Source organism: Halomonas sp. G11 (genome assembly GCF_001663515.1).
Lineage (GTDB): Bacteria > Pseudomonadota > Gammaproteobacteria > Pseudomonadales > Halomonadaceae > Vreelandella.
Genome location: NZ_LYXG01000019.1, coordinates 1 through 25,937 on the forward strand (window position 1 = coordinate 1; position 25,937 = coordinate 25,937).

Consider the following 25,937-nt stretch of genomic DNA (forward strand, 5'->3'; position numbering starts at 1 on the left):
CCCCCGGCGGGCACCGCGTCCCTCGCGCATCGCGGTGGTGGCCGGGGGCTATGGCGATGGCTACGACCGCCACGCCCAGGATGGCACGCCAGTGCTGGTGAACGGTCAGCGCTGTTCGCTGGCAGGCAAGGTCTCCATGGACATGTTCACGGTGGATGTCAGCGGCGTGCCCGATGCCGTCATTGGCAGCGAGGTGGTGCTTTGGGGGCGTGCAAGCAATGGCACGGTGCTATCGGTGGATGACGTTGCTCGCCACTGCGATACCATCAGCTATACCTTGCTGACAGGGGTGTTGCCCCGCGTGCCGCGCCGTTATCATGGCGCTTTTGTATAAATGGCGACGAGACACATGTCAGGTTCATCGTATCCCCGTTCTTTCGCGCACCCGCGCTTTTGGCCCACCTGGGCGGCCATTGCGTCCATGCATGTCGTGGCATGGCTTCCCTGGCGATTGAACATGGCGATCGGGTCGGCAATCGGGCGTTTGGCCTGGCGCTTTGCCAAACGCCGTCGGCACATTACCGACGTCAATATAAGGCTTTGTTTTCCTGAAAAAAGTCCTGACGAACAGCGCCGGTTGGTCAAGCAGACCTTTATTGCCAATGGTATCGGGCTGATGGAAACCGCCGTTGCGTGGTGCCGCAGCCCCGAGGACTTTCGCCATCGCGTCGCGTGCATCGGCGAAGAAAATCTGGCCAGGGCCCAGGCGCAGGGGAAGGGGGTGCTGATTATCGGCGTGCATTTTTCGCCGCTGGATCTGGGAGGCGCGCTGCATTCGCTGTTTTTCCGCTCGGACGCGGTCTACCGCCCGCACAATAACCCGCTGTTCGACCGCTTCATGACCCGCGCCCGTCGGCGGGTGTTCGATGAGATGATTCACCGTCATGACCTGCGCAGCGTTATACGGCGGCTGAAGGCCGGACACTCGGTATGGTATTCACCCGACCAGGACTTTGGCCGTGATGCCAGCGTGTTTGCCCCGTTTTTTGGTCAACAGGCCGCGACCGTGCGGTTAACCGCCAAAATTGCGCGGATGACCGGGGCGCAGGTCGTGCCGTTGATTTTCTACCGCAACCCCGATAACCGTACCTACACCTACGAGTGGCTGCCCGCGCTGGAAGATTATCCCAGCCACGATGAAGTGGCCGATGCCACTCGGGTCAATGCCTTTATCGAGCAGGCGATTCGCCAGCACCCCGAGCAGTATCTCTGGTTGCATCGGCGTTTCAAGACCCGGCCCGAGGGTGAGCCGGGGGTTTACTAGCCGAACGCCCTCAGTCGAGGTTGCGCGAGTAGAAGATCTCGAGCATTTCCTTGCGCAAGCGGTCTTCAATGTCTCGCGCTTCCTCGAAGGTGATATCCCGGCTCGAGGTGCCGAACAGGTAGTTGTCCAGCTCGAAGTCCTTGAGCAGCATCTTGGTATGGAACATGTTTTCCTGGTACACGTTCACGTCGATCATTTGATAGGCATGCTTGGTGTCTTCGGCCAGGTAATCCTGGATCGAGGTGATGTCGTGGTCGATAAACAGCTTCTTGCCGTCCACGTCGCGGGTAAAGCCGCGAACACGGTAATCCATCGTCACGATGTCGGAGTCGAAGCTGTGGATCAGGTAGTTCAGCGCCTTGAGGGGGCTGATATGACCACAGGTCGAGACATCGATATCCAGACGGAAGGTGCTGATGCCGTTATCCGGATGTGACTCAGGGTAGCTGTGCACCGTGACATGGCTTTTATCCAGGTGCGCGACCACGGTTTCAGGTAATGGCCCCGGCCCGGGTTCTATTTGCTCGGGATCTGTTTCATCCAACTCATGTTCGGCAATCAGAATCGTCACGCTGGCGCCGTGGGGCTCATAATCCTGACGTGAAATGTTCAGCACATGGGCGCCAATGATGTTGGTCACGTCTTTAAGAATCTGCGTTAGCCGTTCGGCATTGTAGAGCTCATCGATGTAATCGATATAAGCCGCACGCTGCTCTTCTGTCTTGGCGTAACAGATATCGTAAATGTTGAAGCTTAGCGAGCTGGTCAGGTTGTTAAACCCGTGGAGTCGGAGATTATCTGACACGTCCGAGCCTCCCTATGGCAGATGAAAACACCCCGACGAGCCAACGCCGGAACCGATCATGCGTTAGCGACGCATGGTGATGAGCACTCAATTCAACACCTGGTCATCCCAGGCACTCAATAAGCGGGCGTATTATGCCCGCCCCGGACGCAGGATGCATCCAACAGGGCAAGTTTTTTGGCCTGCCTGCCTAAGCTTGAATGCTTTTCAATGCCACGGCGTTCAAGCGTCGACGATCTCGTAAGAATGGGTGATCTCGACGCCGCCGTTGGTCAGCATGATCGATGCACTGCAGTATTTTTCTGCGGACAGCTCGACGGCGCGCTGGACCTGTTTTTCTTTCAGCGCGCGACCGGTGACCACAAAGTGCACGTGAATACGCGTAAACACCGAAGGCACGCTGTCGGCCCGCTCAGCGTCAAGCTCTGCCACGCAGTCGGTGACGTCGGCGCGGGCCTTGTCGAGAATGTTCAGGATATCAAATGCCGTGCAGCTGCCCATGCCCATCAGCAGCATTTCCATGGGCCTTGGGCCGGTGTTGCGGCCGCCGTGATCGGGCGGGCCGTCAATCACCACGCTGTGGCCGCTGCCCGACTCAGCGACGAACTGGCGACCATCTGTCCATTTTACGCGTGCTTTCACGTTGCTCTCCTCATTCAGGCGGCTGGCTGATAAAAAGTAAGTCGCGCAGCATAACATCTCTTACCTGGTTCGCACTGCACTGTCTCATGGTGGCCTCATTGGGGCGGCCAGCCACCCTCGGCAATCATCACGCGGCCGTCGACGCTGGGGTTATAAATATACACCCAAGCCTTGCCGAAACGGGTCGTGAGCAGTTGGCGCTGGTACTCGCCCTGTTCAGGCGCCTCGTGGCGGTGATCTTCCAGAGCGTCCAGGTGGGCAAGCTGGCTGGCCGTCACGCGATACACCTCAAGGCTTATCCCGCACGATGCCTGCCATTTTGCCCCGGGGTAGGGGCCGATGTCGTAGAGGGTCAGTGCCGTGCAGGTATCGCCGCCCAGCCGGGTTGCTGTCGACAGCCAGTGGGCGTTATTCAGGCCTTGCTTAAGCGTGCCGTATACCGCCACCAGGGGAGTCGTGGCGACGGCGGCTTCCAGGTGCCTGGCGGTCATTGGGGATACCTCCGGTCTTGCAGGTGAGTGTCCAGCTCGGCAAGGCGTTCCGGGGTGCCCACATCGACCCAGTGCTGTGCGGTGTATTCGCCGCTGACGCGCTGGCTGTCGATGGCGTGTTTCAACAGCGGCGCCAGGGCAAAGGCGCCTGCCGGGTGATTCGCCACCAGCGCCGGGCGTATCAGGCTGATGCCCGCGAAGGTCAGGCGCGGGGCAGGGCCTTGGTAGATGCGATTGCCGCGCAAGGCGAAATCCCCGTCAGGGTGGTGCCCAGGGTTATCCACCAGCACCAGATGCGCCAGATCATCCTTCGCCAGGGCGCCTACATCCGGCAGGTGATCGCACCAGACATCGCCATTGATGAGTAAAAACGGGTTCTCGCCCAGTAAAGGCAAGGCGTGAAGAATACCGCCGCCGGTCTCGAGCGGGGTGGCTTCACGGCTCCACTGGATATGGACCCCATGGGCGTGGCCGTCGCCCAATGCCTCGATAATCTGCTCGCCGCGGTAGCTGACGTTGATCACCACCTGATCAATGCCCGCGCGTTTGAGCCGTTCAAGATGGTGGACGATGAGCGGCTTACCGGCAACGGGCAGCAAGGGCTTGGGGCAGTGGTCGGTGAGTGGGCGCATGCGTTTGCCGAGACCGGCCGCCAGAATCATTGCCTTCATTCGCCTACCTCACTTAAACGTGCCGTGATGGCGGGGCGCAGGGTGCTGGACGCCCAGTGGGCGAACTCGGCATGGTTGGGCAGGCCGGCCAGGCTGTCGTCCAGGTGGTCCAAAAAGTGCGGCAGGCGCGCCAGGTAACCGGCTTTTTGGTCGCGCAGGGTAAGGCGGCAGAAAATACCCAGTACTTTAAGGGTCCGCTGGGCGGCCATGGCCTGGCTCTGGGTGAGAAACGTGTCGGCATCAAGGTGCTGCGACAGGCGGCCGTCCTGTTGAGCCTGCGCGTGAAAGGCACGAATGAACGCCGCAAACTGCTGTTCGCTGAAACGCAGGTAGCGTCCCCGCAGCAGCGAGATGGCATCGTAGCTGAGTGGCCCGGCGACGGCGTCCTGAAAGTCGATCATGTAAAGGCGCTGATCCAGCACCATCAAATTCATGGCGTCAAAGTCGCGGTGCACGCAGACCACGGGCTGGGTCAGGGACTGTTCAATGAGCTCGGCCCGCAACGCCGTCCAGCTCCCGGGCGCCTCGATGCCCAGCCATTCGCTGAGGCACCACTCGGGAAACAGGTCGAGCTCCCGGCCCAATAGCGCGGCGTCATAAACGGGCAGCGCCTCGGGCGATACACGATTTTGCAAATCGGCAATCAGCGATAGCGCCTGATTATGATAGCCTCTAATACGCGCATCATCAGAGAACAACTGCTGCAAGGGCGTGTTACCCAGATCGTCCAGCAGTAAAAAACCCTGCGCCAGGTCGGCCGCATGTACCTGAGGGACGGGTAAGCCTGCGCTGCGAAAGCGTCGAGCGATGGTCACGAACGGTTGACTATCTTCCTGCAGGGGAGGGGCATCCATGACCACCCGGGTCGTACCGTCGGGTAGCGTGAGCCGGAAGTAGCGCCGAAAACTGGCGTCACCCCCGGCCGGGGCAAGGGAAATAGCGTCTATGGAAAGACCGTGTTGTTGCGCGGCCCATGAAATGAGGGCGTTAATCCGCGATGAAGACATGCAAGCTCCTGGCTGGTCGGGCATGATGCGGACTGTATAATACCGATTCTCGATGCCAAGGATAACGAACATGGGCAAGCGATTTTCGCGCGCGGTGCCAGTGGCGCAAACATTGATGGGCAGTTTGCTGGCAAGCGCCTCTTTTTCCGTCGTGGCACAGAGCGAGCCACTCTCGGCGGAGGCGCTGGACTGGCAGCCTTGGGGACGAGAAGAAGCGGCAACTCAGCTATGCCGTGGGCGTTACGTGATGCCCGGCTACCGCCTGGCGGAACAGGACAATCCGGAAACGCTGGCGGCCGAGGCCACTGAGGCTGACTACGCTACCGATGGAAAAACGATTCTGCGTGGCGACGTGGTATTGCGACGAGCGAACGAAGAGGTTGAAGCGGAACAGGTCACCATGCCCGCTGACCGCGAGCGGGTATACGCCGAGGGCAATATTGCGCTGCGCGACGGCACTGCCCTGGTGCGGGGCAATACGGCTGAGATCATGCTCAACGAGGACCGCACGCAGCTGGACGATAGTCAATTCGTGCTTTACGACCAGCATCTGCGCGGGCAGGCGGTCCAGCTGGAACAACTGGAAAAGGACCAGTACCGCCTGCAGGATGCCAGCTTCACCACCTGTGATCCCGGCCAAAATACCTGGCAGCTGGTGAGTAGCGATATTCGCCTGGATCAGGCGGCGGGTTTCGGCACTGCGCGTCATGCGCGTCTGGAAATCAAGGACGTGCCCGTGATGTACGTCCCCTGGGTACGCTTCCCGATCGATGACCGTCGCCACACCGGCCTGTTGACCCCGGCGATTTCTGTGTCCGGTGACGGGGTCGACTATACACAGCCGTTTTACTGGAACATTGCGCCCAATCGCGACGCGACCATCACCCCCCGCTGGATGACCGACCACGGGCTGCTGCTGAACGGCGAGTTCCGCTATCTGCAGGACGATATTGCCGGCACCGTAGAAGCGGGCTATCTGAACAGCGATGACGGCGGCTCGGGTGGCGCGGAAGGCCGTTTTGCCGGGCAGGATCGCTGGTATTTCGAGACCCAGAACGCCGGGCGCATCAACCCGCGGAGTCGTTACCGTTTAAATTACGGCGCCGCCAGCGACGGGCGTTACTTCGATGACTTCGGCGGTGAGTTCGGCAGCAGTGACCGGGTCAGCATGGAGCGCCTGGCGCAGGTCGATTACCGTGGCGAACGTTGGCAACTGGATGCCCGGGCTCAGGGGTTTCAGCGCCTGGATGACCCGCTTAACGAACGCAACAAGCCTTTTTACCGCCTGCCAAGCCTGACCGCCAACGCCCGTTGGCAACTGGGTAACGGTTTTTACAGCCAGTGGCGCTCCAACGCGACCTACTTCTGGCGTGATGTGAACGAACAGCGCGTTATTGAGCGCGAAGCGGCGACAGGGAGTCGCTTGCACCTAACCCCCGCCGTGGGTTGGCGGTTCGAGCGCCCGTGGGGTTATATCGAGCCCCGCACAGAGCTTTGGCACACCGATTATCAGTTGGACTATGGTAACCGGGTGACCGAAAACAGCGAATCGCCGAGTCGTAGCGTTGCGGTGACGTCCGTGGACAGCGGCCTGGTGTTTGAGCGTGAACTGGCGCTGGGTGGGCGTGACTACCGGCAAACCCTGGAGCCACGCTTGAACTACGCCTTTGTGCCGCGTACCGACCAGAGTGATCTACCTAGTTTCGACAGTCGCGAGCGCCCCTTTTCCTGGAATCAGCTTTGGTCGGCCCAGCGTTTTTCCGGTGCCGACCGGGTGGGTGATTTGAATCGACTGTCGTTGGGGGTCGAGTCACGGGTGCTTGAAGACGCAACCGGCCGCGAACGGCTATCCGTGGGTGTCGGGCAAAGCGTCTACTTCGACGAGCGAAGAATAGATATTGAAGGCAACGCCGATGAGCTGCCAGACAGAGGCACTGAAAGCCGCTATAAAGCCACCCGTGATCGCTCGCCGCTGGTGACGCAGGTTGACTGGCAGATTAATGACCGCTGGAGCACCGGCTACGAGTGGCTCTACGACGACAAGCGCGAGCGTACAGAAAGCTCTACCGTCGACGTACGCTATCGTCACCCTGAGGGCCATGTAGTGAACCTTGGCTACCGTTGGGAAATCGAAGATTTCAACCCGGGCGTGGAACCCAGCGATGACGAATTCCGCAACTATGATCGTGAAGAATGGGACCTGTCCTTTGCCTGGAAGGCCAGTCCACAGATTGATCTGATCGGCCGTTACCTTCACGATCAAACCAATGACCGCTCACTTGAGCAACTGGTGGGCGTGCAGTGGAACGACTGTTGCTATGGTCTGCAGCTGGTGTGGCGTGAATGGGTCGATGACAGTGACACTGCGCGTATCGATGATGATTTTAACGACCGCGGTATCTTCCTGCGCTTTGTGTTCCGCGGTTTAGGCGGCGTTGGCCAGAATGCCGATGGGTTCTTTGAACAAACCATTCCGGGTTACCGCCCGACGCCTTTATAAATTAGCCTTTAGAATGGCGACTGATTGAGACTGACGTTATGAAATTGAGAAAGACCTTGTTCGCCCGTGCCACCCTGCTTTCATTGGGAGGTGCGCTGGCTCTTTGCATGGCGGCCGCTGTGCCTCTGAGTGCTCAGGCCCAGACCTCGGCGCCCACGGAGCGCCAGGCGCTGGACAGTGTGGTCGCGGTGGTCAACGACGGCGTTATCATGCGCAGTGAGCTGGATAACCGGTTGGCGCAGATCGAAAGTCAGGCGCAGTCGCGGGGTGAATCGCTCCCCTCCCGCCAGCAGTTGGAAGAACAGGTGCTGGAGCGCATGGTGCTTGAAGAGATTCAGTTGCAGATGGCTCGCGATGCCAACATCACCATCGACGATACCGAACTGAACCGGCAAGTCCGTTCCATCGCCGAATCCAACAACATGACCCTTGAAGAGTTTGCCGATGCGGTGGAAGCCGATGGCATGACGCTGGCCAGTGTTCGTGAGAATGTGCGTAGAGAAATGTTGATACGCCAAGTTCAACAGAGACAGGTCGGTCGTCAGGTCAATGTCAGCGACAGCGAGGTTGACCGCTATTTGAGCCAGCAGATGGGGCAGGCAGACGAAGAAGCCGTTATCCAGGAGACCCGTGCCCGTCACGTGCTCATTGAGCTGACCCCCACCCGGGGTGAGGACCAGGCGCGGGCGCAAGCCGAGGAAGTGCGCGAGCGCCTGGCGCAGGGCGAAGATTTCGCCAAGGTGGCCCGTGAAATGAGCGACGACGATGGCAGTGCGCTTAACGGGGGAGATCTCGGCTGGTTGCGCCCTGGGCAGACGGTGCCAGCGTTTGAAGAAGCCATGCGTGGCCTAGCGGTCAACCAGATCTCCGAGCCGGTCCGTTCGCAGTTCGGTTATCACATTATCGAGGTGCTTGATCGGCGTCAGCAAGATGTGACCCAGGAAGCCCAGCGTGAAGAAGTCCGCCAGGCCATCTTCCAGCGCCGCGCCAATCAGGAGCTGGAAACCTGGCAGCAGCAAATCCGCTCGCAAGCCTTCGTTGATATTCGTCTTTGATGGAAGCTCGTGGCTCAACGCCGTTGGCGATAACCACCGGTGAACCCGCCGGTATCGGACCTGAATTGACGCTGATGCTGGCAGCTCAGGGGGCCTTGCCCGCCGGTACCGTCGCGATTGGCGACCTGCAGATGTTGCGGCAACGCGCCGCGGCCTTGTCGCTTGAGGTCGACATCATTGAGGTATCGCCGTCGCAAGCACTGCCGGCACAGCGGGCGGCAACGCTTGCGGTCTGGCCGGTTGAACTCGCCGAACCCGCGGTTCCAGGCGAGCTCAACACCGCTAACAGTCGCTACGTGCTTGAGACCTTGGCGCTTGCCGTGACGGCTTGCCAGGCTGGACAGGCGGCGGCGATGGTCACCGCGCCGTTGCACAAAGGCGTGATTATCGACGCAGGTTTTGCGGGCTTTACCGGGCACACCGAATGGCTGCGCGACGCCTGCGGCGTTGACGAGGTGGTCATGATGCTAGCCACCGATCGCGCCCTGCATGCGCAAGCGCCTGGTTGGGAGGGCAGCGGTGACCTGCGCGTGGCGCTCGCGACCACGCACTTACCGCTGCGTGAGGTGGCGGATGCCATTACCTTTGAGCGTGTGATACGTATCAGCCGCCTGCTGGAGGCCGATTTACGCCACCAGTTCGGCCTTTCGACCCCGCGCATTGCGGTGTGCGGCCTGAACCCCCATGCCGGGGAAGACGGCCATCTCGGGCGCGAAGAGCTGGATGTCATTATTCCCGCCCTCGACAAGCTGCGCCAGACGGGCATGGCGATCAGCGGCCCTTTCCCCGCCGATACGCTGTTTACCCCGCGCCATCTGGCCGGTGTCGATGCTGTCCTCGCCATGTATCATGACCAGGGACTGGCGGTGTTAAAATACGCAGGCTTTGGGCAGGCCGCCAACATCACCCTGGGCCTGCCGATAGTGCGTACCTCTGTTGACCATGGCACGGCGTTAACGCTGGCAGGCAAGGGCGTTGCCGACCCCGGTAGCCTGCAAGTGGCGCTATCGCTGGCGCGGCGGCTCGCCGACCAGCGCGACGCCTCGTTGGGCTAGCACCGCGCGACGCAACCATGTAGTTATTCAGGCCTTTTGGCCAACGACCGACCCCCAAGGAATCGTGTTAGATGTCTCACGCGCCCCAGCAGCACCGCGCCCGTAAACGTTTTGGTCAGAACTTTCTCCGTGACCTGGGGATCATTTCGCGCATTGTGCGGGCCATTGGCCCACGCGAAGGCGACCGGCTGATTGAAATTGGCCCGGGTCAGGGCGCGCTTACCGAGCCCCTGCTGGAGGCCGCCGGTGCGCTGGAGGTTGTCGAGCTCGACCGCGACCTGATTCCAGGCTTGCGCGTGCAGTTTTTCAATTACCCGGATTTTGTCATCCATGAAGGCGACGCGCTGAAATTCGATTTCACCGCCCTCAAAGGCGATGGCCCCGGGTTACGTGTGGTGGGCAACCTGCCCTACAACATCTCGACGCCCTTGATTGTGCACCTGCTGACCATGGGCGATGCCATTGCCGACATGCATTTCATGCTGCAAAAAGAGGTGGTGGAACGCTTGGCGGCCGAGCCTGGCGGCCCTGACTGGGGGCGCTTATCGGTCATGGCCCAGTATTACTGCCAGGTCGAGCAACTCTTTATTGTCCCGCCTGAGGCCTTTGTACCGCGTCCAAGTGTCGACTCAGCCATTGTCCGCCTCACGCCCCATGCAACGCTGCCCCATCCGGCCGATGACCCAGCGCTGTTATTTGAACTGGTCAAGCTTGCCTTCGGTCAGCGGCGCAAAACGCTGCGCAATAACCTGAAAGGGCGAGTGAGTGCCGATGTTTTGGAGGCGCTCGGTATTGACCCGGTGCGCCGCCCGCAAACGCTGACGGTGGCCGAGTTCGTGGCGATCGCCAACCGCGTGGCAGCCAGCGAAGGGGGTGTCACACAATGAGCGACCTGGCGATCGATGTCACGGTGACCCCCGAATACCGTGCTGAAGAATCCAGCGAAGCAGAATCACGCTTCGTATTCAGTTATACCGTCAGCGTCCACAACGGCAGCCCGCACAGTGTTCAACTGATGGCGCGCTACTGGAAAATCACCCATGGCAGCGGCGAACACCAGGAAGTGCGCGGCAAGGGGGTCGTGGGTCAGCAACCGCTGATTGGCCCGGGCCAGCAGTTTCGTTATACAAGCCGCGCCATGCTGCAGACGCCCGTGGGGGTCATGGAAGGCGTCTACACCTTGCTGGATACCTCGACCCAACGGGTTTTTGAAGTGGCAGTTCCTACCTTTCGACTTGCGGTACCTTATCAACTGCACTGACGACCCATGACCGGAAAGGCCTTTGACAATGAGCACCTATGCGATTGGCGACCTGCACGGCTGTTATAGCGAATGGATGGTCCTGCTGGATAAGCTAAGTTTCAATCCGGCGCAGGATACCCTCTGGCTGGTCGGCGACCTGGTCAACCGAGGGCCCGACTCCCTGGCCTGCCTGCGCGAAGCTGAAAGGTTGGGCAGTCGCGTTCGCTGTGTGCTGGGCAATCATGACTTTCACTTGCTGGTAGCCGCACGGGGCGGTGGCAAGGTCAAGAAGCATGCCAGCCTCGAGGCCGTGTTGGCGGCGCCTGACCGTGAGCGTTTGCTCGACTGGCTTCAGAGTCAGCCACTGGCGGTGCATGAAGGGAACCGGCTGATGACCCACGCAGGCCTGCTGCCCCAATGGGATCTTGCCCAGGTGGTATCACTTTCCGGCGAAGTGCAGGCGGCATTGATGAGCGAGACCTCAGGGCGCTTTTTAAACCAGCTTTACGGTAACCACCCGGCGCAGTGGAGCAACGCGCTTGACGGTATGGATCGCCTGCGCTGCATTGTCAATGTGCTCACCCGCATGCGCTTTATCGATGCCGCAGGGCGCCTGGATTTCGATGCCAATCAGGGGCTTGAAAGCGCTCCTCCGGGGTTTGCGCCGTGGTTCCAGTTCCCCCGCGACGATGATCCTCAACTAGTGTTTGGCCACTGGGCGGCACTCGGTGGAGAAACGCCCGGTGCCCGTGTGCGAGTTGACGCCCTGGATACTGGCTGCGCCTGGGGCGGGAAGCTGACCGCCCTTGATCTGGCGACGGGGGAGTGTACCAGTGTACCAAGCCATCAATCACAAGGTTCACCACGATGACGGACGCCAGCGATCCGCGTATCGCCGGTCTGGATGTTTACCGAGTAGGCGGGGCGGTGCGCGACAAGCTATTGGGCTGGCCGGTCTATGACAACGACTGGGTGGTGGTCGGCGCCACGCCTGATGAGATGCTGAAGCGTGGGTTCAAGCCAGTGGGGCGCGACTTTCCGGTGTTTCTTCATCCTGAGAGCGCTGAAGAATATGCTCTGGCACGCACCGAGCGGAAAGCCGGGCATGGCTACGCAGGTTTCGAAGTGATCGCCAGCCCCGACGTCACCCTTGAGGATGACTTGCTGCGTCGCGATCTGACCGTCAATGCGATCGCGGAAGCACCGGATGGCACCCTGATCGATCCTTTTGATGGTCAGCAGGACATCGAGCAGCGACAGTTACGGCATGTCTCCCCCGCGTTTCGCGAAGATCCGCTGCGTGTGTTGCGCACGGCGCGCTTTCTGGCGCGCTACACAACGCTGGGCTTTGTGATTGCGCCGGATACGATGGCGTTGATGGGTGAGGTCAGCCGCAGCGGTGAGCTGGCCTATCTGGCCGCTGAACGGGTATGGCGGGAAACCGAAAAGGCGCTGGGTGAAGAGCAGCCGGCGAGCTACTTCACCACGCTTGACCAGTGTGAAGCGCTGACGACCTGGTGGCCTGAATTAACGGGTGGTCGCTTGAGTGATTGTCTCAACGCTATGTCGCCGGGGCTGGATGATGATGCGCTGGCCAGTGCCGAATGGCGCTATGCGCTGCTGGTGTCGCCACTGGACGATGCCGCACGCGAGTCGCTGGCCAGGCGGCTACGGTTGCCGAATGCGGTGGCACAGCTAGCGCGGCATGCGGCCCTGAGTCGCCACCTGGTCGAGGGTGCGCTCGATGCCGCGGCGGTATCTCACTGGCTCGAGCGCCTCGATGCCTGGCGGAAGCCTGCTCAGGTATATACCCAGTTGACGCTGGTGGCGGCGTTGGCCCCGGAGCAAGTGGATGCCTTGAATGCCGCTTGGCAGGCCGCGCAACAGGTAAGTCCACAGTCGCTGATGGCCGAAGGTTTTCAGGGGGCCGAGCTGGGGGCTGCGCTAAAAGAGCGTCGTTACCTGGCTATCGAGAAAACGCTCCATTGACGTTGCCGGTTTAGCGGGCCAGCGCTTGGCGCAGCGGTGTGTCGGCCCGGGAAATCCACCTGCCTTGCCATTCGAAATCGATGGCCCACAAGCGCTGGGCGCCCAGGTCAAATGCTGCCCAGAGCGTTGCATAGGGGGTGCGACAGTGGGGGTGGCAGTGCGTGGGCAGGAGTTCGGCCAGGGGCTGCAAGACAAAGGCGTTGTAGTTGATTTCGGCGCGGGGTAGCGTGATCCCGTCGACGATGCCGCAGGTATCACCCACTGTCAGCAGGTCGATATCCAGCGCGCGGGGGCTGTATTTTGTTGTCTCCGGCGTTCGGCCGTGGTTGGCTTCCAGCTGTTTGGCCCAGGCTTGAAGCTCGCCGGGTCGCCAGTCGCTCTCGAATGCCACCACCAGGTTGAAAAAATTGCGCCGATCGCTGAAGCCAACGGGTTCACTCTCGAACACCCGGGATACCTCAAGCGTACCGAAGGTGTCGGCCAGCGCATCAAGGCATAGGCGAATGTGTCTGGCGGGCTCGATATTGCTGCCCAGGCTCACGGTCACTAAGCTCATGAGGCGGGTGCTCCGGTTTCTTCGGGGAGCGTACCGCGGGTGATTTCCAGGCCGACGCTGCGCGCATTGGGGACGGCGCCGGGTTTGTGGACGGTAAGTCGTAGCCAGCTGATCGGAAAATCATTGCGTAGGCAGGCGGCCAGGCGCTCGGCGAAGGTCTCCACCAGGGCAAACTGATGCGTATCAGCAAACTGTTGAATACGCTGGCAAATGGTAGCGTAATCCAGCGTCAGCCGAAGGTCATCGGTGGCCGCTGCCGAGCGGATATCGGTCGCCAGGGTTAAATCCAGGCGCAGTGACTGATGAATGGTGCGCTCCCATTCGTAGACGCCAATAATGGTATCTACCTCAAGCGCTTCGATGAAAATGCGGTCCATGAGCCTTCCCCAACACAACGAGCGAGCGATTGTACGTGAGCAAAGCGCTCAGCAACAGTAGCCAACGTGAGCACAATGGCATGATATGGATACTAGTGGGATACGCGAGCGGTAGTTGGCTGGCGGCGCTTAGCGTCTGCCGCTGGGCAGGGGTGCCCGACCCCCGCCAGCACGGCTCGCACAACCCCGGCTTTTCCAATGTGCTGCGCCTGTACGGCGCCCGTCTGGCGGCAGCCACGCTGCTGCTGGATGCGCTGAAAGGCATGCCCGCGGTGCTCGCCGCCAAGCTGCTGGATTTTCCCGTCTGGCTTCAGGGGATGGTGGGGCTGGCCGTCTTGCTGGGCCACAGCTACCCGTTATGGCATGGGTTTCGTGGTGGCAAGGCAGTGGCCAGTGCATTCGGTGTGCTACTGGTATTGGTGCCCGCCGTGGCGCTAATCAGTGCCCTGGTCTGGGCCCTGCTTGCCTGGCGGCTGAAAACAGCAGCGCTGGCGTCGCTTTGGAGCGCTATGGCGGCGCCGCTGGTATGCAGTTGGCTGGCACCGTCTTATGTGCTGGTGGTTGGCGGGTTCAGCCTGCTGGTGCTGACCCGTCATGCGCTGAATATTCGTCGGCTAAAGCGTGGTGAGGAGCCGCCATTTGGCGGCTCCTGAGAGGCGGCTAGGGTGCGGCCGGTGCCACCAGGTCGGCGAGCGGCCAGCGCGGTGTGGCCTGCATGATGCCGCTGGCGTCCTGCTCGCCGGTGGCGAGTCGTTGGGCCCCCACGTAGGCAATCATCGCGCCGTTGTCGGTACAAAAACGCCCGCGTGGGTAGTAGGCCTTTGCCCGGCGTTTTTCACAGGCCTGGGCGAGTCGTTCGCGGAGACGGTGATTGGCGCTTACGCCGCCCGCCACGACCAGGCGCTTAAGGCCGGTTTGATCCAGCGCCCGGCGGCACTTGATGACCAGGGTGTCTACCACGGCTTCTTCAAAGGCGCGGGCAACGTCAGCACGGGCCTGCTCATTTAGCTCGCCCGCCGCTTCCAACTGGCGAATCGCCGTGAGGGTGTGGGTTTTCAACCCGGAAAAGCTGAAATCCAGCCCCGGGCGGTCGGTCATCGGGCGGGGAAAGCGAAAACGCTCAGGGTCTCCCTGTTCGGCCAGCGCTGCCACGTGAGGGCCGCCCGGGTAGGCCAGTCCAAGCATTTTGGCGGCTTTGTCGAAGGCTTCGCCAGCGGCATCGTCGACAGACTCGCCGAGCAGTTGGTAGTGGCCAAGCCCCTGCACGTTCACCAGTTGGGTATGGCCGCCGGACACCAGCAGCGCCACAAATGGGAAGTCCGGGGCATCGTCTTCGAGCATGGGGGCCAGTAAATGGCCTTCCATGTGGTGCACGCCAAGCACGGGAATGCCCAGCCCGCGGGCCATGCCATGGGCGGTGCTGGCGCCCACCATCAAGGCACCGACCAGCCCGGGGCCAGCGGTGTAGGCGATGCCGTCAAGGTCGTGGCGCTGGAGCCCGGCGTCGTCCAGAACTTGCTCGATGAGCGGCAGCAGCTTGCGGGTGTGGTCGCGGGAGGCCAGTTCGGGCACAACGCCACCGTAATCGGTGTGCATGGCAATTTGACTGTAAAGTGCATCGGCGAGCAGGCCTTGGCCGCCGCTCAGCGAGGTGTCGTAAATGGCGACGCCGGTTTCGTCGCAGGACGTTTCAATGCCCAGTACGCGCATAGGACAATAACTCTGTGAAAAAATAGTTGCCGTAGTCTAGCATTCTCAGCGCCAGGCGGGTGGTAGCATTTGCAAAGCGTGTCCAGCAGGATTAGAATATTGTGCGCTGTAAAACTGAGTCGTGCACTGCGCTCGCATAACATGCGTCACGGTGCGCGTACTATCCGAACTCAAGACTCCTTAAGGTAGGTGAGTGCTTAATGCCTTCTGTAAAAGTACGTGATAACGAGCCGTTTGACGTCGCCCTGCGTCGCTTCAAGCGTTCTTGCGAAAAAGCTGGCGTTCTCTCTGAAGTACGTCGTCGCGAGCACTACGAGAAGCCAACTGCTGAGCGCAAGCGCAAAGCGGCTGCGGCCGTAAAGCGTCACGCCAAGAAGATTCAGCGTGAACAAAAGCGTTTCGAACGGCTCTATTGATCCGTACCGAAACACGCTGTGTTATGCATAGTGTGTTTCTAGAGGGATGCCGAGCGGCCGCCATCTAGGTGGCCGCTTGTTTTGCGTTTATCAAAGCGTGTTTAAGGTGATCGGGCATGGCCGTTTCTGGCGATAGTGTCTGATGACGTTAGGTTCGCGAATCAGCGCCCCGCGCGAGGATGCCTGCATCCATGGCTGGCCAAATTCCACAGCGTTTTATCGACGATCTTCTGGGCCGCGTTGATGTGGTGGAGGTGGTCGGTGAGCGTGTACAGCTGAAAAAGGCAGGCCGCAACTACTCGGGGCTATGTCCTTTCCATCAAGAGAAAACCCCTTCGTTTACGGTGAGCGCCGACAAGCAGTTCTATCACTGTTTCGGCTGTGGGGCACACGGCAATGCGCTGCGGTTTTTGATGGAGTACGACAAGCTGCCGTTTCCCGAAGCAGTTGAGCAGTTGGCCGGGCGCTTGGGAATTGAAGTGCCCCGGGAAGGGGCTGATGACCCGCGCGCTCAGCAACGCGAAAAAAAGCGTAAAGAGGGCGTTAACCTGCTCGAGCTTGCCGCCAGCTTTTACCGCGAACGGCTCAAGATGCAGGAGGGTGGCGAAGCCAAGCGGTACCTGCATGAGCGTGGTCTTTCCAGTGATGTCATCAGTGACTATGGCATTGGCTATGCACCAGGGGGCTGGGAAGCGCTCAAGCAGCATCTGAGCGAACGGGGTGTCAGCGAGTCGGTACAGGTTGAATATGGTCTGTTGATTCACCGTGAAGACACGGGGCGCACCTACGACCGCTTTCGTGACCGGGTCATGTTCCCGATTCGTGATCTGCGCGGTCGTACAATCGCTTTCGGTGGTCGGGTAATGGGGGATGGTCAGCCCAAGTACCTCAACTCCCCGGAAACCCCCGTGTTTCATAAAGGGCGTGAGCTTTACGGCCTTTATGAAGCCCGCCAAGCTTCCAGCAGGCTTGAGCAACTGGTGATGGTCGAGGGCTACATGGACGTCGTGGCGCTGGCCCAGTACGGCATCCATAATGCCGTAGCCACCCTGGGAACGGCCACCACGGAAGACCACTTGAGTCGCCTGTTCCGTCTTGTGGGGCGCGTGGTGTTCTGTTTCGACGGCGACCGGGCTGGCCGCGAGGCGGCCAGTCGGGCACTCGAAACCGCGCTGCCGATGATGATTGACGGCCGAGAGGCGCGATTCCTGTTTCTGCCGGAAGGCGATGACCCGGATACGCTGGTACGCCGGGAAGGAACCGAGGCTTTTCAGGACCGCGTCACCTGTGCCATGCCGCTGTCCGAGTTTCTCTTCGAGCAGGCAGCCCAGGGGCGTGACCTGAATACCGTGGAGGGGCGTGAACGGTTTGCCAGTCAGGTGCTTGAGGCATTGAACAAGGTGCCGGACGGCATGCTCAAGTCATTGATGCTTGAGGCGCTTGCCAAGCGTAGCGGCTTGGCTCAGGAGCAGTTGAAAGAACTGCTTGAAAAGCGTGTCAAGGCGGTGGCGCGCCAGCAGCAGGCGCGTGGGGAGTCGGTTGAAGCCCCCGGTACGGCGGATTCCAGGCAGAAGAGCGCGCCTGGGCGTCGGTCGGTTCGTGAGCAGGCGCTGTCGCCGGTTGGGCGAATTATACAGCTACTGCTTCACGAACCCGGCCTGGTGGCGAGCCTGCCTGAGAGTGACGCCTGGTTGCCGGACAGTGACGGGCCGGAGGGTAGTGATGTGCGTCTCTGCCAGGAATTGCTGGCACTCTTGAGGGCCGGGCGTTATCGCAGTCCTCAGGTGGTTCTGGCGCATTTTCAAGGCAGTGCGGAGGGTGCCCGGCTGGCTGATTTTGCAAAGCGGGAACTGCTGATCCCAAGGGCAACGCGGGAAACAGAGCTAACGGGGTTAGTGGCGCATTTGAGCCATGTACAGCGCCAGCAATCGCCGCGAGAGGAATATGAAGCATTGCTGGCGCAAGAGCGCGACGGGCAAAAGCTCGATAAAGCACAGCGGCAGCGTCTGGCTAGCTTGGTAATGGAACTGTCCCGGCGACCGCATTAACGCTGCTTGTGCAGCATGACATGAAGAGAGGCGGGTTGAATTATTACCGTGCCGCCTCCAGATCTAATGCCACGGGTTAAAAAGTGGCTAACCAATCAACCTAACACACCTGAATGACAGCGCAAATACACAAACTGGAAAAACTCAAGCCATTCACGCTATAATGTTAGGCTTGCAGGTTTTTACATCAGCGCTTCAGGTGCTTCATTCTTCTTCGTCGAGATAGGGTTTCTATGGCTGGAAATGCACAGCAGCAGTCGCGTCTGAAGGAGTTGATCGCGCGCGGCAAGGAACAGGGTTACCTGACCTATGCCGAGGTCAACGACCATCTACCCGAGGATATCGCCGACCCGGATCAAGTGGAAGACATCATTGGCATGATCAACGACATGGGTATCAGTGTCGTTGAAGAAGCGCCAGATGAAGACACTTTGATGATGTCGGATCACTCCACGGACGAGTCCGCTGCGGAAGAGGCCGTTGCGGCCCTTGCCGCCGTGGAAAGCGACGTCGGTCGCACTACCGACCCAGTGCGCATGTACATGCGTGAAATGGGCACGGTTGAGCTCTTGACCCGCGAAGGCGAGATTGAAATCGCCAAGCGGATTGAAGAGGGGACACGCGAAGTCATGTCGGCGCTGGCCTATTTGCCTGGTGCCGTGGCCTCTATTCTGGACGCCTACGACGCGACACAGGATGAAGAGGCTCCCGGTCGGCTGTCCGACCTCTTCTCGGGGTTTATCGACCCGGATGAAGGGATCCCTGGCGTGGCGGAAGCAGAAGTGCCCGAACCGGAGCCCGTGTCAGAGATTGATGAAGACGTTGAAGGCGACGACGAAGACGATGACTCCACCGCGAGCGAAGGCGGCCCGGATCCCGAAGAGGCGCGTGCGCGTTTCGAACAGATTCGTGAGCAGAACGCAGCGGTGGAAGCGGCCTTTACCAAGTACGGTCGTGGAAGCGCTGAGCTGAAAGCAGAGCAGGCGCGTCTGGCGGTGCTGTTCTCCCCGATCAAGCTGGTGCCCAAGCATTTCGAGCGATTGGTGGGGCAGGTGCGCATTAGCATTGAGCAGGTGCGTGCTCAGGAAAAAGCTGTCATGCAGATGTGCGTGAAGAAAGCCAAGGTGCCGCGCAAGACCTTCATCAAGTCGTTTCCGGGCAGCGAGTCAGACCCGAAATGGCTGGATGCGTTTCAGTCCGAGCAGCCCAAGTACGCCGACCGTCTGGAATCGCTGCGCGCCGATATTGCCCGCTGTCAGCGCAAGATTGCCTTTGAAGAGGACATGGTGCAGCTCAAAGTGTCTGACCTGAAAGAGGTCAACCGCAAGCTGTCGATCGGCGAAGCGAAAGCCCGCCGTGCCAAGAAAGAGATGGTGGAAGCCAACCTGCGCTTGGTGATCTCGATTGCCAAGAAGTATACCAATCGCGGTTTGCAGTTCCTGGATCTGATTCAGGAAGGCAATATTGGTCTGATGAAAGCGGTCGACAAGTTCGAATATCGCCGTGGCTACAAGTTCTCGACCTATGCGACCTGGTGGATTCGTCAGGCGATTACCCGGTCGATTGCCGATCAGGCCCGCACGATCCGTATTCCGGTGCACATGATCGAAACGATCAACAAGCTCAACCGCGTATCGCGTCAGATGCTGCAGGAAATGGGCCGCGAGCCGACACCGGAAGAACTGGGTGAGCGCCTGGAAATGCCGGAAGATAAGGTCCGCAAGGTGCTCAAGATTGCCAAAGAGCCGATCTCCATGGAGACGCCCATTGGCGACGACGACGACTCGCACCTGGGTGACTTTATCGAGGACGGCACCATGCTGCTGCCGATCGATCTGGCCACCGGCGAAGGCTTGGTCGAAGCCACGCGCAATGTGTTGGGCGGCTTGACGGCGCGTGAGGCCAAGGTGCTGCGCATGCGGTTTGGTATCGATATGAACACCGACCACACGCTTGAAGAGGTCGGCAAGCAGTTCGATGTGACCCGTGAGCGAATTCGCCAGATTGAAGCCAAGGCGTTACGTAAGCTGCGTCATCCGAGCCGCTCCGAACCGCTGCGTTCGTTCCTCGACGAGTAACCCGAAAGGCTTGAAGTGGTATTAAAAAACCCCGCCGTTCATCATCGAACGGCGGGGGTTTTCTGTATGGCGAGTATATGGGGCTATGGGGCCTGCTTGCGCGCCCGATGGACGCGGCGAGCAAGCAGTAGCAGCTCCAGGGTGGCGATAAGAATCNAAGCCAAGGCGTTACGTAAGCTGCGTCATCCGAGCCGCTCCGAACCGCTGCGTTCGTTCCTCGACGAGTAACCCGAAAGGCTTGAAGTGGTATTAAAAACCCCCGCCGTTCATCATCGAACGGCGGGGTTTTTCTGTATGGCGAGTATATGGGGCTATGGGGCCTGCTTGCGCGCCCGATGGACGCGGCGAGCAAGCAGTAGCAGCTCCAGGGTGGCGATAAGAATCAAGCTGTAACCGAGCAGCTCAACCACCTCTTCAGCGACGCTCTTGAACGTTCCTGAGTAGCTATCTTCAAGCACGGCTTGCCAAAACTCCTGCCGCCCGTACAGGCGAGAAAAAATGTAGGTGGTCAGCACCCCGGCGGTAAACAAGCCAAACGCAAAGGTATTGCTGTAGTCAGCAAACTCGTCCAGAAAGCGCTGGCGATGTTTGATGACTAAGAAAAGCGTCGGCAATACAATCAGCGCAACCAGTGCCTTCCATGTATGTTCAGCAACGTAGGTGTCTAGAAAATGATCCTGTTCGCGTACCAGTGAGGCGGCAACGAACCCTAGAAGCAGCAACGTAACGGTTGGCCAGACCTTCAGTGCCTGTCGAATGTAGATCAACATCGCGCAGCATGTTGCCAATACCAGTGTCTGCGTAAACTCGGTAAAGCCAAGTTCTGAAAAGCGAATATCGGGAAGGTACAGGGCTTCTAGATAGGCACCTTGCGCGATAGCGCCAATAAATAACACGTACAGCACGGCACGTAGAAAGAGGGGTTTAAAGCCGATTGGCCAGGAAAAGGGGGTCGACATACCAACGTCCTTTGTGGGTAAGCAGTGATGCTAAGCAGAAAGAAAAACATGCCTGGATGGACGTTCATTATATCGTCATCTTTCTGTGATCGCACGTCGAGCTAGCATGTCGTTGTCGCGATTCGAATGTCGATCTTGCCTGGATGAGCGGTTAACGCCATTGCGTATCAGGCAGTAAATTATCGATATGGTCGACAAGGTAATCCACCAGCTGGCGTATCTTGGGTGAAAGGTGGCGGTGGCGAGGGTAGACCGCCCAGACGGCGGTGTCGTGATGCTGGAAAGGCTCGAGCACGGCAACCAGTTCCCCGCTGGCGAGGTAAGGTACGACGTAATAGTCGGGGAGTTGCGCAAGGCCCAGGCCCTTGCGTGTGGCGTCGAGCAGGGCTGGCCCTGAATTGGCCTGCCAGCAACCGTTGACCTTGACTTCACGTCGCTGACCATTGACTTCAAACAGCCAGTTTGGCCGCGAACCCACCAGGCAGCGGTGCTGGCTCAGTTCGCCGAGCGTATGGGGGCGGGTCGCCTGGCGAAAGTACGCTTGAGAGCCAACAATATACTCACGGCGTTTGCATAGGCGACGGGCAATCAAGCTGGAATCTTTAAGGACGCCCATGCGAATCGCAATATCAAAGCCTTCATCGATCAACTCGACCGGGCGGTTGGTGAAGTGCATCTGCACGTCCAACTGAGGGTGCAGACATTGAAAATCGTTGACCAGCGGTGCGATGTAGCGTTCGCCAAAGGTCGTTGCCGAGGTGAGTTTCAATACGCCATGGGGTTTGCCCTGTTGTTCACTCAGTGCCTGTTCGGCATCACGCAAGCCGTCAAACAGATGTCGACAGTGTTCTACGTAGATAGAGCCTGCATCGGTCAGGCGGATTTGTCGGGTCGTCCGGTACAGTAGCTGAACGCCCAACTGGTTCTCGAGTTGACTGACCAGGCGGCTGATGTGAGAGGTCGATACCTTCAGGTGGCGCGCTGCTGCCGAGAAGCTTTCCAGACGGACCACCTCAATAAAGGCTTCAATTCGGTCCCAGCGCTGCATGCGATTCACCTGCTTGAATTTGGATTGTTGCACAATAGCAATAATCTTATGAGTGTATCCCGCTTTATTCTTGTCGGCTAGCTGACCTACACTGTGACCAGTTACGCCGTTGTGTACTGGCCTTGTAAAGTGAGCCGCCGTGAATTTTGGATAACCGCAAACCATTGGCGTAACAGCTTTTTAAACCAGGAGGTGATGGATGTCTCACTATCAGTGGGTTCCGGCAGTAGGTAAAGCAGCAATAACCCTGACGTTAGGCGTGTCATTAAATGCGGCAGCAGCGCCTGACCAACGGCCAGAACAGGTATCGGGCTGGTTCAGGATGATGGTTGATGACCACGAAGTCACCGCGCTATACGACGGCTATACGGCGATTGAAACGCAGTTGCTCAAGGGCATGGAGCAATCAGAGATACGTGAGCACCTCAATGCGTTGTTCATCGACTCCGAAGATGGCGTTCAGACCGCCGTCAATGCGTTTCTGATCAATACCGGTGAAAACCTTGTCCTGGTGGATGCCGGGTCGTCGGCGTGTTTTGGTCCGACGCTTGGGCATGTTGAAGACAACATGCGTGCGTCCGGTTACCAGCCAGAGGACGTGGATACCATCCTGATGACCCACCTTCATCCGGACCACGTTTGCGGGTTGACCCGCGACGGTGAGGCGGTGTATCCCAACGCCGAGCTGCGGGCTAGCCAGCAGGATGCCGATTTCTGGCTGAGTGAGTCGCGTGCGGAAGCTGCGGGTGAGGGCCAGCGCGCCTTCTTCGAGATGGCTCAGGACGCCGTGGCACCCTACGTGGAGGATGGTCGTTTTACACCCTTTGAGCCGGGCGACGAGATGCTGATGGGCATCGTGGCGCAGGATACCCACGGCCATACCCCGGGCCACACCAGCTTCATGTTGAACGGAGACGATGATGCCATGCTGGTGTGGGGGGATGTGGTGCATAGCTACGGCGTGCAGTTTGACGATCCCACGGTCGCCATCGAGTTTGATTCCGACCCCGAGCAGGCCATTGAAACCCGTCAAGCGGTGCTTGAAGAGGCCGTCAATGACAAGCATTGGGTCGCTGGCGCACATATGCCGTTCCCGGGGATCGGGCATATTATCGAGGACGGCGACGGTTATCAGTGGCTGCCCATTGAGTATCAACCGGTTACGTCCGACGAAGAGTAAACACTACGCCCGCGCTGAATGGCGCGGCGCTGACAGGCTGTAAAGGAGCAATAGAATGAAGTCACGTGCGGCGGTAGCACTGGAAGCAGGCAAGCCCCTGGAACTGGTCGAGATTGACGTAGAGGGGCCCAAGGCAGGCGAAGTGCTGGTCAAGATGGCGGCAACCAGCGTGTGCCATACCGATGCCTATACGCTTTCCGGCGCAGACCCTGAGGGCAATTTTCCTTCTGTGCTGGGCCACGAAGGGGCCGGCGTTGTGCAAGAGGTTGGCGAAGGCGTGACCAGCCTTAAACCCGGTGACCACGTCATTCCTCTCTATACGGCCGAATGCGGGCAGTGCAAGTTCTGTCTGTCGGGCAAGACCAACCTGTGCGGTAGCGTACGCGCCACTCAGGGCAAGGGGGTGATGCCCGATGGCACCTCGCGCTTTTCGCTGGATGGCAAGATGCTTCACCATTACATGGGGACGTCCACGTTCAGCGAATACACCGTGTTGCCCGAAGTCTCCCTGGCAGTAGTGTCCAAAGAGGCACCGATGGATAAAATCTGCCTGCTGGGTTGTGGCGTAACCACCGGTATTGGCGCGGTGCTGAACACCGCCAAGGTGGAGCCCGGCGCGACGATTGCCGTCTTTGGCCTTGGCGCGATTGGCCTGGCGGTCATTCAAGGGGCCGCCATGGCCAAGGCGTCAAAAATCATTGCCATTGACGTTAATCCCGACAAATTCGAGCTGGCCAAGCAGTTCGGCGCCACGGATTTCGTTAATCCCAAGGATTACAGCGACCCGATTCAGCAAGTGATCGTTGACATGACTGACGGCGGGGTGGATTACTCCTTTGAGTGCATCGGCAACGTCAACGTCATGCGTTCCGCGCTTGAGTGCTGCCACAAAGGCTGGGGTGAATCGATCATCATCGGGGTGGCCGGTGCCGGTGAGGAAATTTCCACACGGCCCTTCCAACTGGTGACCGGCCGGGTCTGGAAAGGCTCCGCCTTTGGCGGCGTCAAAGGGCGTACCGAACTGCCCGGCTATGTCGAGCGCTACATGAACGGTGAGATCAATATCGACGACTTCATTACCCACGATATGCCGTTCGAGAAGATCAATGAGGCCTTCGATTTACTGCACGCGGGCAAGAGCATTCGTACCGTCCTGCATTACTGAGTATGATGGTGAGAAAAAGATAGTACGAACAACACAGGGCGCGGCGGGGCTACCCGCCGCGTTTGCTGCTTTAAAGGAGCCTGCTCATGAGCATGAGTGAAACCCTGGAACTGGTGTCGGCCAACCGCAGCCACGGTGGCTGGCATAAACGTTATCGGCATTACTCCCGTGCGCTGGATTGCGACATGGTGTTTGCGGTTTATTTGCCACCTCAGGCCGAGGAAGAGCGGGTGCCGCTGTTATGGTGGCTCTCGGGGCTAACCTGTACCGACGAAAACTTTATGCAAAAAGCCGGTGCACATCGTCTGGCAGCGGAGTTGGGTATCGCGATCGTCTGCCCTGATACCAGCCCGCGAGGGACCGACTTGCCGGGCGAACACGATAGCTATGACCTTGGTTCTGGCGCGGGCTTTTACGTCAATGCCACCCAGGCGCCGTGGAAGCCGCAATACCGCATGTACGATTATGTGATCGAGGAACTGCCATCCGTCGTTCGTCAGCACTTTCCGGTGAATGGCCGCGAATCCATCAGCGGGCACTCGATGGGCGGTCATGGCGCCCTCATCATGGCATTGCGCCACCCGGGGCGCTTTCGTTCGGTATCGGCATTTGCCCCGATTGTTAACCCGATGAACTGTCCGTGGGGGGAAAAGGCGTTTTCCAACTACCTGGGAGACGATCCGGCGCAATGGCGCCAGTACGATGCCTGCGAACTGGTGGCCAATGGCGCTTCACGGCAACGCCTGTTTATCGACCAGGGCGAAGCCGACCAATTCCTTGACGAGCAGCTCAAGCCTGAACGCCTTGAAGCCGTGTGCGAAGCGCACGACCATCCGCTTACCCTGCGTCGGCAACCTGGCTATGACCATAGCTACTTCTTCATTGCGACCTTTATCGACGACCATCTTCGCTACCATGCCGACCACTTGTTGAAGCGGTGAGGAAGCTTTTATGTTGAAACGTACGCTGCGTCGCTCGGCAAGCTGGCTATGGTGGTGGGTCTGGCGTGGCGTATTTCTGTTTGTGGTGCTGTCGGTGAGCCTGGTGATGCTTTTTCGCGTGGTGCCCCCACCGGGTTCGATGGTCATGGTCGAGCGTAAAATCCAGAGCTGGGTGCACAGCGAGCCGATACAGCTGCAGCGGGAATGGCGAAGTTGGTCGCAGCTTGCCGACTCGGCAAAAGTCGCGGTCATGGCGGCGGAAGATCAGCGATTTCCCCACCACCATGGTTTCGATCTCACTGAGCTTCGCCGCGCCCTGCAGGTCAGCATGGACGGTGGGCGCTTGAGGGGAGCCAGTACCATCAGTCAGCAAACTGCCAAAAATGTCTTTTTATGGACGGGCAGGAACTGGGTGCGTAAAGGACTCGAAGCCTGGTTTACCGTGCTCATTGAGCTGATATGGGGCAAACAGCGAATCCTTGAAGTCTACCTCAATGTTGCCGAGTGGGATGCCGGGGTGTTCGGGTTGGAAGCGGCCGCGCAGCACTACTTTGGTGTCCCGGCCAGCGCGCTGACCGATCGCCAGGCCAGTCTTCTGGCTGCCATATTACCGAGCCCGCGAACACGCAGTGCCTCGCGTCCAAGCCCCCAGGTGGAGCAGCGCAGCCAGTGGGTGCGCCAACAGATGCGTAATCTGGGCGGTGCCAGCTATCTGCAACATATCGCCGATTGATGAG

General features: G+C 59.4%; 27 protein-coding genes. 17 read left to right on the forward strand and 10 right to left on the reverse strand.

Going from position 1 to position 25,937, the window contains the following annotated elements; genetic code table 11:
- Together ADS46_RS09850 and lpxL are read left to right on the forward strand one after the other, a co-directional pair.
- A partial coding sequence (locus ADS46_RS09850; RefSeq protein WP_324611675.1) for an alanine racemase C-terminal domain-containing protein occupies nt 1-334 on the forward strand: 334 nt, incomplete at its 5' end.
- A 15-nt stretch (nt 335-349) separates the two neighbouring features.
- Entirely contained in the window at nt 350-1,264 is a 915-nt protein-coding gene (lpxL, locus tag ADS46_RS09855; protein WP_066319495.1) for an LpxL/LpxP family Kdo(2)-lipid IV(A) lauroyl/palmitoleoyl acyltransferase, read from the forward strand.
- A gap of 10 nt (nt 1,265-1,274) precedes the next feature.
- On the opposite strand, the gene speD is transcribed toward lpxL, so the two are convergent.
- The 5 genes from speD to ADS46_RS09880 form a co-directional block, all read right to left on the reverse strand.
- A complete protein-coding gene (speD, locus tag ADS46_RS09860; protein WP_066319497.1) occupies nt 1,275-2,069 on the reverse strand; it encodes an adenosylmethionine decarboxylase in 795 nt (264 codons plus the stop codon).
- A gap of 222 nt (nt 2,070-2,291) precedes the next feature.
- Entirely contained in the window at nt 2,292-2,711 is a 420-nt protein-coding gene (locus tag ADS46_RS09865) for an OsmC family protein (RefSeq protein ID WP_066319734.1), read from the reverse strand.
- Nucleotides 2,712-2,806: 95 nt separating this feature from the next.
- Nucleotides 2,807-3,202, reverse strand: a complete 396-nt coding sequence (locus ADS46_RS09870) for a gamma-glutamylcyclotransferase family protein (protein ID WP_066319498.1) — start codon at nt 3,200-3,202, stop codon at nt 2,807-2,809.
- On the reverse strand, nt 3,199-3,873 hold the full coding sequence (murU, locus tag ADS46_RS09875) for an N-acetylmuramate alpha-1-phosphate uridylyltransferase MurU (protein ID WP_066319500.1): 675 nt from the start codon (nt 3,871-3,873) through the stop codon (nt 3,199-3,201). Before murU ends, ADS46_RS09870 begins: the two co-directional genes overlap by 4 nt.
- On the reverse strand, nt 3,870-4,880 hold the full coding sequence (locus tag ADS46_RS09880; RefSeq protein ID WP_066319501.1) for an aminoglycoside phosphotransferase family protein: 1,011 nt from the start codon (nt 4,878-4,880) through the stop codon (nt 3,870-3,872). The genes murU and ADS46_RS09880 overlap by 4 nt, the downstream gene beginning before the upstream one ends.
- A gap of 70 nt (nt 4,881-4,950) precedes the next feature.
- On the opposite strand from ADS46_RS09880, the gene ADS46_RS09885 reads away from it, so the two are divergent.
- The 7 genes from ADS46_RS09885 (at nt 4,951) to ADS46_RS09915 (ending at nt 12,722) form a co-directional block, all read left to right on the forward strand.
- The gene (locus ADS46_RS09885) at nt 4,951-7,380 is read left to right on the forward strand and encodes an LPS-assembly protein LptD (RefSeq protein WP_066319504.1); all 2,430 of its coding nucleotides are present in this window, start codon (nt 4,951-4,953) and stop codon (nt 7,378-7,380) included.
- A 38-nt stretch (nt 7,381-7,418) separates the two neighbouring features.
- Nucleotides 7,419-8,435 carry a peptidylprolyl isomerase gene (locus ADS46_RS09890; protein WP_066319512.1) on the forward strand — a complete coding sequence of 339 codons (1,017 nt, stop codon included), beginning with the start codon at nt 7,419-7,421 and terminating at the stop codon, nt 8,433-8,435.
- A complete protein-coding gene (gene pdxA, locus ADS46_RS09895; RefSeq protein ID WP_066319514.1) occupies nt 8,435-9,490 on the forward strand; it encodes a 4-hydroxythreonine-4-phosphate dehydrogenase PdxA in 1,056 nt (351 codons plus the stop codon). The genes ADS46_RS09890 and pdxA overlap by 1 nt, the downstream gene beginning before the upstream one ends.
- Nucleotides 9,491-9,561: 71 nt before the next feature.
- On the forward strand, nt 9,562-10,377 hold the full coding sequence (rsmA, locus tag ADS46_RS09900) for a 16S rRNA (adenine(1518)-N(6)/adenine(1519)-N(6))-dimethyltransferase RsmA (protein ID WP_066319515.1): 816 nt from the start codon (nt 9,562-9,564) through the stop codon (nt 10,375-10,377).
- Nucleotides 10,374-10,751 carry a Co2+/Mg2+ efflux protein ApaG gene (gene apaG / locus ADS46_RS09905; protein ID WP_066319518.1) on the forward strand — a complete coding sequence of 126 codons (378 nt, stop codon included), beginning with the start codon at nt 10,374-10,376 and terminating at the stop codon, nt 10,749-10,751. Before rsmA ends, apaG begins: the two co-directional genes overlap by 4 nt.
- A gap of 28 nt (nt 10,752-10,779) precedes the next feature.
- Nucleotides 10,780-11,604 carry a symmetrical bis(5'-nucleosyl)-tetraphosphatase gene (locus ADS46_RS09910; protein WP_066319521.1) on the forward strand — a complete coding sequence of 275 codons (825 nt, stop codon included), beginning with the start codon at nt 10,780-10,782 and terminating at the stop codon, nt 11,602-11,604.
- Complete coding sequence (locus tag ADS46_RS09915; RefSeq protein ID WP_066319522.1) at nt 11,601-12,722, forward strand: polynucleotide adenylyltransferase; 1,122 nt, start codon at nt 11,601-11,603, stop codon at nt 12,720-12,722. The genes ADS46_RS09910 and ADS46_RS09915 overlap by 4 nt, the downstream gene beginning before the upstream one ends.
- 10 nt (nt 12,723-12,732) lie before the next feature.
- Here ADS46_RS09915 and folK read toward each other — a convergent pair whose 3' ends face one another.
- Both folK and folB read right to left on the reverse strand, forming a co-directional pair.
- Nucleotides 12,733-13,278, reverse strand: coding sequence for a 2-amino-4-hydroxy-6-hydroxymethyldihydropteridine diphosphokinase (gene folK, locus ADS46_RS09920; RefSeq protein ID WP_066319525.1), 546 nt, complete (start codon nt 13,276-13,278; stop codon nt 12,733-12,735).
- Nucleotides 13,275-13,655 (reverse strand): dihydroneopterin aldolase, encoded by a 381-nt coding sequence (gene folB, locus ADS46_RS09925; protein ID WP_066319526.1) that lies wholly within the window; start codon nt 13,653-13,655, stop codon nt 13,275-13,277. The genes folK and folB overlap by 4 nt, the downstream gene beginning before the upstream one ends.
- 80 nt (nt 13,656-13,735) lie before the next feature.
- Between folB and plsY the strand changes: the two genes are divergently transcribed.
- Nucleotides 13,736-14,308 (forward strand): glycerol-3-phosphate 1-O-acyltransferase PlsY, encoded by a 573-nt coding sequence (gene plsY / locus ADS46_RS09930; protein WP_066319737.1) that lies wholly within the window; start codon nt 13,736-13,738, stop codon nt 14,306-14,308.
- A 7-nt stretch (nt 14,309-14,315) separates the two neighbouring features.
- Here plsY and tsaD read toward each other — a convergent pair whose 3' ends face one another.
- Nucleotides 14,316-15,365 carry a tRNA (adenosine(37)-N6)-threonylcarbamoyltransferase complex transferase subunit TsaD gene (gene tsaD / locus ADS46_RS09935; RefSeq protein WP_066319527.1) on the reverse strand — a complete coding sequence of 350 codons (1,050 nt, stop codon included), beginning with the start codon at nt 15,363-15,365 and terminating at the stop codon, nt 14,316-14,318.
- A gap of 200 nt (nt 15,366-15,565) precedes the next feature.
- Between tsaD and rpsU the strand changes: the two genes are divergently transcribed.
- The 3 genes from rpsU to rpoD all read left to right on the forward strand — a co-directional run bounded on the left by rpsU (nt 15,566) and on the right by rpoD (nt 19,907).
- On the forward strand, nt 15,566-15,781 hold the full coding sequence (rpsU, locus tag ADS46_RS09940; RefSeq protein WP_007113641.1) for a 30S ribosomal protein S21: 216 nt from the start codon (nt 15,566-15,568) through the stop codon (nt 15,779-15,781).
- Nucleotides 15,782-15,972: 191 nt separating this feature from the next.
- Complete coding sequence (gene dnaG / locus ADS46_RS09945; protein WP_066319529.1) at nt 15,973-17,829, forward strand: DNA primase; 1,857 nt, start codon at nt 15,973-15,975, stop codon at nt 17,827-17,829.
- A gap of 233 nt (nt 17,830-18,062) precedes the next feature.
- Complete coding sequence (gene rpoD / locus ADS46_RS09950; RefSeq protein ID WP_066319531.1) at nt 18,063-19,907, forward strand: RNA polymerase sigma factor RpoD; 1,845 nt, start codon at nt 18,063-18,065, stop codon at nt 19,905-19,907.
- Between the two features lie 311 nt (nt 19,908-20,218).
- Here the strand turns inward: rpoD and ADS46_RS09955 are convergent, their stop codons facing one another.
- Entirely contained in the window at nt 20,219-20,866 is a 648-nt protein-coding gene (locus tag ADS46_RS09955) for a hypothetical protein (protein WP_066319533.1), read from the reverse strand.
- Nucleotides 20,867-21,017: 151 nt separating this feature from the next.
- Nucleotides 21,018-21,914, reverse strand: a complete 897-nt coding sequence (locus ADS46_RS09960) for a LysR family transcriptional regulator (protein ID WP_066319537.1) — start codon at nt 21,912-21,914, stop codon at nt 21,018-21,020.
- Between the two features lie 199 nt (nt 21,915-22,113).
- On the opposite strand from ADS46_RS09960, the gene ADS46_RS09965 reads away from it, so the two are divergent.
- From ADS46_RS09965 to mtgA, 4 genes are all read left to right on the forward strand, one after another.
- Entirely contained in the window at nt 22,114-23,094 is a 981-nt protein-coding gene (locus ADS46_RS09965) for an MBL fold metallo-hydrolase (protein WP_066319540.1), read from the forward strand.
- A gap of 55 nt (nt 23,095-23,149) precedes the next feature.
- A complete protein-coding gene (locus tag ADS46_RS09970; RefSeq protein WP_066319542.1) occupies nt 23,150-24,259 on the forward strand; it encodes an S-(hydroxymethyl)glutathione dehydrogenase/class III alcohol dehydrogenase in 1,110 nt (369 codons plus the stop codon).
- A gap of 86 nt (nt 24,260-24,345) precedes the next feature.
- Complete coding sequence (fghA, locus tag ADS46_RS09975) at nt 24,346-25,200, forward strand: S-formylglutathione hydrolase (protein ID WP_066319544.1); 855 nt, start codon at nt 24,346-24,348, stop codon at nt 25,198-25,200.
- A gap of 10 nt (nt 25,201-25,210) precedes the next feature.
- A complete protein-coding gene (gene mtgA / locus ADS46_RS09980) occupies nt 25,211-25,933 on the forward strand; it encodes a monofunctional biosynthetic peptidoglycan transglycosylase (protein WP_066319550.1) in 723 nt (240 codons plus the stop codon).
- The last annotated feature ends 4 nt before the right edge of the window (nt 25,934-25,937 follow it).